Below are 8,288 nucleotides of genomic sequence, written 5' to 3' on the forward strand. Positions count from 1 at the left end.
CGGTCGTCGTCAACCGCGGCCAGCGCGCCGACAGGCGCCCCGGCCGTGAGCGGCGACGAAGCCAGGAGCACCGTCGCCAGGTCGGCCTCCAGCGTCCAGAACACCAGCTGCGCCGTAGCGTTGAGCGCCGGATGAACCGCGAAATCGCAACCCCCAGCGCAGACGAAGACGTTTGGTCACCTGCTCGACGCTGGCAGTGCGTCCGACGAGTTCGGCATAGTCGCGCTGGTACTCGGGATTGCGGCGCAGGCATTCCCAGGCGAGGTCGGACGCGATGAGGTCGTCGAGATAATCGTACTCGACCGAGGACCGCCACTGGGACGCATCGGGCGCCATGGATTGCTCCGGTTCCACATCGCTCGCTGACGTGAGCGCCCTTACAAGTTGCGGTCGACGCGCCGGGCGGGAAGTCGTGGAGTGGGCGCCGGTCGATGTCGCCCCGGCATCACCCCGCGATCCAGGGCGTGTACTCAAAGCTTTGGCTAAGATCCGCCTTCTGGCCGGGCGGCGATGCCTGCTTTCGACCCATCAGTGGCGTCAGCGTGGCGCCGGCGCGATGTCCGGATTGGCTAGCCAAAGCGGCCCTTGGGGGTGTTCTGCCGGGCAATGCGCAGGTCTGACTCGCTGGCGACGTTCGGGAGGTTTACTTCTAGGCCCGGTGCGACGGGTGAGAATCAGCGCCCGCGCCGCGGCGAAGCGGATGAGCCGGCCGATCAACGCGCGCCCTTGGGCTCGAGCATGACGACCGGCTCCGGCCGCCAGCCGCCTGAGATCATCTCCGGTTTCGGAAGGTACGACCGGACGACCAAGTAGAAGGGCCGATCAGGCGCTGGAAGCCAGTTCGCTGCGCTCGGAGGCTTGGAGTGCTGGATGCGAAAGTCGATCGAGCCGTCCTTGTTGCTTTTCAGGCCCGGCGTGCGGTCATTAATCAGGTAGCGCCGCAACTCGTTCGGGTAGAGCGCCAACGTCGCCGCGTCGTAGAGGGTGACCGACCAGAACGCGTGCACGGGCGGCGGCATGAACGAGAGCGTATAGTCCCCCTTGGAGCCGTCGAGCGGGCGGCCCTGGCCGTCGGCGAAGGTGTTGAACGAGAGGTTCTCTGCGTCGACGTTCGCGCCCAGGCCCACGAAGTTCACCGTCGCGCGGCTGAGGTAGTTGAAGCCGTACCGCGCCTTCTCCACGCGGCTCCAGCCCGTGCCCGTGGGTGCGCCCAATTGGGCCCGCGAGGCGGCGATCATTTTCATCGCTTCTTGGAAGCCGGCCTCCATGCCCGCGCGCGTTTCCGCGTCCAAGCGCGCCGGGTCGAAGGCCTCGGGTCCGCCGATCCCGATCATGCGGAAGCGGTAGATGAGGGCGTCCTCTTGGTCGGGATGGCCATCGGTTCGCAGGACATGGTCCAGCACCCTGAAGAATCCGCCGGCCGTGTCGACGTCCGGCGGCGGATAGTCGGCGGCCTTTGAGGAGAGGGAGCGCGGCGAAATCTTCACGCTGTCCTGGACTTTGCGCGCAATCTCCACCTCCGCAGGGGTCTGGGCGAAGACCCGCATCAGGATCCAGGCGTGCGAGGTCGCGACCCGGAACAGCGTGACGCCTGGGGGCGGTTCGCCGGTCCAGGCTGCGGGCGTGATCAGATAGCGGCCGGCCTTCGAGCCGAAGGTGCGGGTCCCGATGTTGCTGGCGTTGCTGAACATGTCGAGGAAGTTCAGCGTGTAGTACTTGAGCGGAACGTCCGGCGTTTCGATGAGGACCGGCCCGCCAGTCAGGTCGAGCCAGGCGTTGGAATAGAGCGTGTCCGAATTGGGCGACTTGAACGCCTTGTAGTCGGGCCCGGCCAGGTCGCGGTCGTGGGCGAAACGGTTGAAGCCCACGTAGCGGGGGCTCGCCTGATCTACCGCCTGTGCGAACATCTCGCGGTACTGGTAGACGCTGGGCAGGCCATAGATCGCCGCCTCCATGGCCAGCGCCCGGGCGAGTACGGTCCGCGCAGCCGGATCCTTGGGCGTGACATCGCCGACGGGAGTCGGATCGAACTGGTCGACGTCCTGCAGCCGGTAGCTGGTTGCCGGCTGCACGGGATAGTGGCGCTCCGCCGCGGCCGCGGCCCCCGCAAACGCGAGCGGAAGGATCGCGGCCGCGGCCCATCGAACGATCATGGCGGTTGCCTCTTTTGAAACCGAGTGGTTTCAATATGCCCGACGGGAGCAATTCCGCAAGATGATGATTATGAATTAGCGCATGACCGAGTCTTCGCTGCCCTCCCGCGCTAGCCCAAAGCGCCGGATGCCGCGTGTCGATCGCCCCGCGCGACAGGCGAGCTACGTGCGCATCGCGGCCGAGACCTTCCACGAACTGGGGCTGCAGCGCGCCGCGATGCGGGACATCGCCGAGCGCGCGGGTGTGGCCAAGATCCTGATCTACCGGCAGTTCGCCTCGAAGGAGGCCCTGCTGGCGGCGATCTTCGAGGAGGTGCTGCAGGAGATCCGCGCCGTCTACGACGCCCCGTGGCCGGGTTATGGCGCGGCCCTGATGGAGGTGTTGCGCCGGGCGCGGGCCAACCGCGCCGCCTATATCCTGCTGCTGCGCGACTGCCGGTCCGATCCCGAGGCCAAGCGCTGGTACGAGGTCTACGAGGACCGGCAGGTCGAGCCCTTCATGGTGTTCCTCAAGCCCGCTGAAGGCGCGCCCCCGGGCGCGGAGGACCGCGCGCGCATCGGAGCACGGTCACTCGTCGGGATCGTTACCGAGACGCTGATCAACTGGATCGAGAACCGCGACGGTCTGGACGACGCCGAACGCGTGCGCTGGTTCGGCCACATCGTCCGCGAGTGGCGGCGCATCACGCGGGCGGTCTATCGGCTCGACGCGTAGAACGCTCCAACTGCGGCACGCGCCTTTGCGGAAGTCTCGTTCTGGGCGCGACCTCAACTTCCGCAACTGGCGCCGACCTGCCGCATGCAGACGCGAGAGCGAGTGCTGCTGCAATGTCCGGTATGTGTAGGGAAAGCGGACGCCGGACGAGCCGCCGGGCTTGGGCTGCTCCCCACCCTCCTCCGACATTCTCAGAGTCCGCTTGCCGGTCGTCGCCGCGCCAGTCCTCACGCCCAACTTCACGCGGGCCTTCCGCCTTATGAGTACACGACCTAGTCTGGGCCTTTGCGGAGCAGTTCCCGGTAGCCGTGCTCGGTCATCCAGCGCGCTCGTCCGAGATGGCTGTCATGGACACGCCGGGCGCGATCGGGGTCGACTCCGACGTCGAGGCCGAAGATCACGGAAACCGCCTCGCGCCAGTCCGCGCCGTCGGCGGCCGCGTCGAGCAGGCGCAGATAGGCCTTCAGGTGGGCGCGATCGTAGTCCGTGAGGGACGGCTGCCGAGGCGGCTCGTCCAGAAAATCGCCAGTGGCCACGCTGCCCTCCTCCCGGGCGTCTGCTCCATCCGGCCGCAGTGTAGCGGGCTTCGCCAGCGTCGGGATGGGCGCCACGCGACATCGCGGGGATGCGCTGGCGGCATCGCCCGACGACAGCGTTCGGCGATCGAACGGCGCCACGGCCGATCGGCTTGGCCCCGCCCGGGAAGGAGCGGGGCCGGCCGGCCGGCTTAGTCGCCGCTGGCCTTGCGCGGGCGCGACCAGATCAGGGTGTAGACCTCGCTGTCCTCGTCGTCGAAGAGGTTGGCGAAGATCGGGGCGGTGAAGCTCGGATCGTCCAGCTTGACCGAGAGGTAATCGCGGCCTTCGCTGGAGGTCTTGGCCCAGGCGGCCCCGATCTCGGCCCGGCCCACATAGATCCGGTGGCTGGGGGCGTTGTCGCCCGAACGGTTGGCTTCGGGGACGAAGCGGACGCCCTTGGCCTGGACGCTGAGGGTGACGATCTCACCCTGATACTCGTTGCCGGCCTTCTTGAAGGTGCCGATGGTCGCCATTGTTGTGCTCCTTGGTCTGTTCTCGAGCCCGCGCCCATCGCGGCCTCGATGGCGATCCCGAGGCCGGAGGCGATCGGCGCCGCACTTGGCGCAGCCAAGCCGGAGCACAGCGGAGGACGACGGTCGGGCGAGTTTCTTGGTCCGCGAGGAATGGCCGCAGGCCAGGGGAAGAAAGTCGGCCGACGGCGTTGCGGCTGAGACGATCGAGGCGCAGCCGGCCTTCGGCCAGATCAGGCCATTGAGAGGCCGCGGGTCGCGCGCGGCTGAACAGGCCTCAGAGCGGCAGATCCAAACCGACCATCGGCGTCTTCGAGGAGCCTCGGAAGACCTGAGATGGCGGCCTACGGCTCGACGAACAGCAGGGCGGGGGTCTCCAGGAGCGCCTTGACGCGCTGGACGAAAGCGGCCGCCTCATAGCCGTCGATCACCCGGTGGTCGAACGAGGAGGACAGGTTCATCACCTGGCGGACCTCGATGCGGCCCGCGACCACCACCGGGCGGGCGAGAATGCGGTTGGGGCCGAGAATCGCCACCTCCGGCCGGTTGATGATCGGGGTGGTGGCGACCCCGCCCAGCGCGCCGAGGCTGGTCAGGGTGATGGTCGAGCCCGACAGCTCCTCGCGCTTCGCCTTGCCGGCCCGAGCAGCCTGCGCCAACCGGGCGATCTCGCGGGCCAGAGCCCACAGGTCGAGCGCCTCGGCGTGGCGCACGACCGGCGCCAACAGCCCGGCCGCGGTCTGGGTGGCGACACCCAGATGCACCGCCGCATAACGGCGGACGACGCCGGCCTCGTCGTCATACAGGGCGTTCATCTGCGGGAAGTCGGCCACCGCCCGCACCAGGGCGCGGGCGAAGAACGGCAGCGGGGTCAGCCGCGGCGCCTCAGCGCCTGCGTCGGCGTTCAGCCGGGCGCGCAGGGCCTCCAGCTCGGTGACGTCGACCTCCTCGACGTAGGAGAAGTGGGGGATGCGCCGCTTGGCCTCGGCGACGTTCTCAGCGATGCGGCGGCGCAGGCCCGTGACCTTGACCTCCTGCACATCGTCGCCGGCCGGCGCAGCGGCCAGGCGGCCGGTACGGCCCACCAGATGGGCGTCGAGGTCCTGATGGGTGACGCGGCTATCCTCGCCCGTGCCCGCGATCGACTCCAGCGAGATCCCGAGCTCGGCGGCGCGGCGGCGCACGGCCGGGGCGGCCCCCGGGCGGCGCCCCATGGTGGTGGCGGCCTTCTTCGGCGCAGGCTTTGACGAGGGTCCTCGTGCGGGCGCAGGCGGCTTTTCAGTCGGCGGTGCGGTGGCGACGCTCTCCCCCGCCTCCGCCGCCGCTGCCTCGACCTCCAGGACGGCGATGACCGCGCCGACCGCCGCCGGCTCGCCGACCACGCCGTCGAGCGACACGACCCGGCCAGCGACCGGGCTGGTGATCTCGACCGTCGCCTTGTCAGTCATCACGTCGACCAGGGGCTGGTCCTCGGCGATCGTGTCGCCGGGCTGGACGTGCCACGTGACGATCTCCGCCTCGGCGATGCCTTCGCCAACGTCCGGCAGCTTGAAGAGATAACGGCCCATTGCGCTCAGGCCTCCATCACGCGACGCAGGGCGCGAGCGACCCGGGCGGGGCCGGGGAAATAGTCCCACTCGAAGGCGTGGGGATAGGGGGTGTCCCAGCCTGTGACCCGGGCGATCGGCGCCTCGAGGCTATAGAAGCAGTGCTCTTGCACCAGGGCCGAGAGCTCGGCCCCGAAGCCGCTGGTGCGGGTGGCTTCGTGGACGATGACACAGCGGCCGGTGCGGCGGACCGAGGCGGTGATCGCCTCGATGTCCACGGGCCACAGGGTGCGCAGGTCGAGAATGTCGGCGTCGACGCCGCTCTCGGTCGCCGCCGCCAGGGCCACATGGACCATGGTGCCGTAGGCCAGGATGGTGACGTCGCCGCCCTCGCGCACCCGCGCCGCCTGTCCGAGCGGAATGACGTAGCGGCCCTCCGGCGTTTCGCTGGCCGGATGCTTGGACCAGGGCCGGGCCGGACGGTCGGGATGGCCGTCGAACGGGCCGTTGTAGAGCCGCTTGGGCTCCAGGAAGAGCACTGGGTCGTCGTCCTCGACCGCGGCGATCAGGAGCCCTTTTGCGTCGTAGGGGGTCGAGGGCACCACCACCTTCAGGCCGCAGACGTGGGTGAACAGGCCCTCGGGGCTCTGACTGTGGGTCTGGCCGCCGAAAATGCCGCCGCCATAGGGCGCGCGCAGGGTCAGGGGGGCGGTGAACTGGCCGGCCGAGCGGTAGCGGATGCGCGCGGCCTCCGAGATCAGTTGGTCGATGGCCGGGTAGATGTAGTCGGCGAACTGGATCTCAACGACCGGGCGCAGGCCGTAGGCGCCCATGCCGACGGCGGCGGCGAGGATGCCGCCCTCGGTGATTGGGGTGTCGAAGCAGCGGGTCAGGCCATGGCGCTTCTGCAGGCCGTCGGTGACCCGGAAGACGCCGCCGAAATAGCCGACGTCCTCGCCGAACACGACAACGTCGGGATCGTTCGCCAGCAGCACATCGAGGGCCGAGTTCAGCGCCTGGATCATGGTCATGGCCGGCATGGTCAGAACCCTGCCTCCCGCCGCTGGGCGCGCAGGTGCCAGGGCAGGTCCTTGTAGACGTCCTCGAACATGGTGGCCGCGTCGGGCCCGTCGTGGCCGAGCACGCCGGCGGCCTCGGCTTCCTTGAGGGTGGCGCGCACCTGGTCCGCGGCCTGTGTTTCCAGCGCCGTCTGGTCCTTCGCCGACCACTCGCCGCGCTGCTCGAGGTGGCGGGCCAGCCGGGCGATCGGATCGCCGAGCGGCCAGGCGCCGGGCTCGTCGGCCGGACGGTAGCGGGTGGGGTCGTCGCTGCTGGAATGGGACTGCGCCCGGTAGGTGACGAACTCGATCAGGGTTGGCCCCAGATTGGCCCGCGCCCGCTCGGCCGCCCAGGCCGTCGCCGCATACACCGCCAGGAAGTCGTTGCCGTCGACCCGCAGGGCCGGCACGCCATAGCCGAGCCCGCGGGCGGCGAAAGTCACGTGCTCGCCATTGGCCAGGCCATGGAAGCTGGAGATGGCCCACTGGTTGTTGACCACGTTGAGCACCACCGGCGCGCGGTACACCGAGGCGAGCGTCAGGGCGTAGTGGAAGTCGCCCTCGGCGGTGGAACCCTCGCCGATCCAGGCCGCGGCGATACGGTCGTCGCCCTTGTAGGCGGCGGCCATGGCCCAGCCGACCGCCTGGCTGAACTGAGTGCCGAGATTGCCGGAGATCGAGAAGAAGGCGTGCTCGCGGCTGGAATAGAGCACCGGCAGCTGGCGGCCCTTTAAGGGGTCGCCAGCGTTGGACAGCACCTGGCACATCATCTGGACCAGGGGATAGCCGCGGGCGATCAGCAGGCCCTGCTGGCGATAGGTCGGGAACGCCATGTCCTCGCGGTCGAACGCCAGGGCCTGGGCGACGGAGATCGCCTCCTCGCCAGTGCACTTCATGTAGAACGAGGTCTTGCCCTGGCGCTGGGCGCGGAACATCCGCTCGTCGTAGGCCCGGGTCAGGACCATGGTCCGCAGGCCGCCGATCAGGGCCTCGGCGCCGAGGCGCGGGGCCCAGGGGCCGACCGCGCAGCCGTCTTCGTCCATCACCCGGATCAGGTCGAAGGCAAGGTCGCGCATCTTGGCGGCCGGGGCCTCGACGGCCGGCTGGCGCGCCTGGCCAGCCGGCGGGATATCCAGCCAACTGAAGTCGGGCGCCTCGCCCGGCCGCGCGAGCGGCTGAGGGATATGCAGCGATAGGGGCCGGACGTTGCGGCGCGCCACCGAGGGCCTCCCTTTCGGGCGCGGCGAGCGGCGCCGTGCCCAAAGGGGATAACGCGCGGAGCCCGCGCGCGGCTCAACGCGGCGGCGTTTGGACCGAACCCAGGATCCGCACCCCGCGGATCGCCAGCTCGCCACGAGCGAGGGCGGGGCCAGCTGCGGTCGGCGCAGACGTGTGAACGGCCTAGATCGAAGCCCCCGGCGCCGAACTTTCGTGGGTGGGACCATCCGACAAGGCCGCCAGCCGCACCCACGCCGTAGCCCCGACGATGATCGCGCCAACAACGGCGAAAACCTGCCGCCAGGGTTCGGCTGAAACGGCGAGCGCCGCGAGCCCACAGGCCGCGTGATAGCCGGCGACAGCGGCCGGGCCAGCGAACATCAGGGCGACCAGAGCCCCGATTGCGCTCCGTTTGACAACTCGGGATATTTCCATGACGGCGATACCTCTACGCAAGGAGCTCGCCCGGAGGCGGACACGCTCCATCATCGACTCAGCGTAGGCACTCGGCCGTTAGGCGGGAAAGGCGTAAGTCTACCCAGCGATCGG

General features: G+C 69.3%; 8 protein-coding genes. 1 reads left to right on the plus strand and 7 read right to left on the minus strand.

Features of this window, described 5'->3' with window-relative positions; translation table 11 throughout:
- Window positions 1-9 precede the first annotated feature (9 nt).
- On the minus strand, window positions 10-336 hold the full coding sequence (locus tag Q8Q88_RS04670; RefSeq protein WP_305674037.1) for a transcriptional regulator domain-containing protein: 327 nt from the start codon (window positions 334-336) through the stop codon (window positions 10-12).
- Window positions 337-713: 377 nt separating this feature from the next.
- Window positions 714-2,153: a DUF1254 domain-containing protein gene (locus Q8Q88_RS04675; RefSeq protein WP_305674038.1), complete on the minus strand. Its 1,440-nt coding sequence runs from the start codon at window positions 2,151-2,153 to the stop codon at window positions 714-716.
- A 127-nt stretch (window positions 2,154-2,280) separates the two neighbouring features.
- On the opposite strand from Q8Q88_RS04675, the gene Q8Q88_RS04680 reads away from it, so the two are divergent.
- A complete protein-coding gene (locus Q8Q88_RS04680) occupies window positions 2,281-2,868 on the plus strand; it encodes a TetR/AcrR family transcriptional regulator (protein WP_305674039.1) in 588 nt (195 codons plus the stop codon).
- Between the two features lie 272 nt (window positions 2,869-3,140).
- On the opposite strand, the gene Q8Q88_RS04685 is transcribed toward Q8Q88_RS04680, so the two are convergent.
- The 5 genes from Q8Q88_RS04685 to Q8Q88_RS04705 form a co-directional block, all read right to left on the minus strand.
- Window positions 3,141-3,404, minus strand: coding sequence for a DNA -binding domain-containing protein (locus tag Q8Q88_RS04685; protein ID WP_305674040.1), 264 nt, complete (start codon window positions 3,402-3,404; stop codon window positions 3,141-3,143).
- A gap of 191 nt (window positions 3,405-3,595) precedes the next feature.
- Window positions 3,596-3,919 carry a DUF736 domain-containing protein gene (locus Q8Q88_RS04690; protein ID WP_305674041.1) on the minus strand — a complete coding sequence of 108 codons (324 nt, stop codon included), beginning with the start codon at window positions 3,917-3,919 and terminating at the stop codon, window positions 3,596-3,598.
- Window positions 3,920-4,260: 341 nt separating this feature from the next.
- A complete protein-coding gene (locus tag Q8Q88_RS04695; protein ID WP_305674042.1) occupies window positions 4,261-5,484 on the minus strand; it encodes a dihydrolipoamide acetyltransferase family protein in 1,224 nt (407 codons plus the stop codon).
- Between the two features lie 5 nt (window positions 5,485-5,489).
- Window positions 5,490-6,503: an alpha-ketoacid dehydrogenase subunit beta gene (locus tag Q8Q88_RS04700; RefSeq protein ID WP_305674043.1), complete on the minus strand. Its 1,014-nt coding sequence runs from the start codon at window positions 6,501-6,503 to the stop codon at window positions 5,490-5,492.
- Between the two features lie 2 nt (window positions 6,504-6,505).
- Window positions 6,506-7,741, minus strand: coding sequence for a thiamine pyrophosphate-dependent enzyme (locus tag Q8Q88_RS04705; protein ID WP_305674044.1), 1,236 nt, complete (start codon window positions 7,739-7,741; stop codon window positions 6,506-6,508).
- Between the last annotated feature and the right edge of the window lie 547 nt (window positions 7,742-8,288).

Origin of the sequence: Phenylobacterium sp., assembly GCF_030697925.1 — a bacterium.
In the GTDB taxonomy this organism is placed as follows: domain Bacteria; phylum Pseudomonadota; class Alphaproteobacteria; order Caulobacterales; family Caulobacteraceae; genus Phenylobacterium.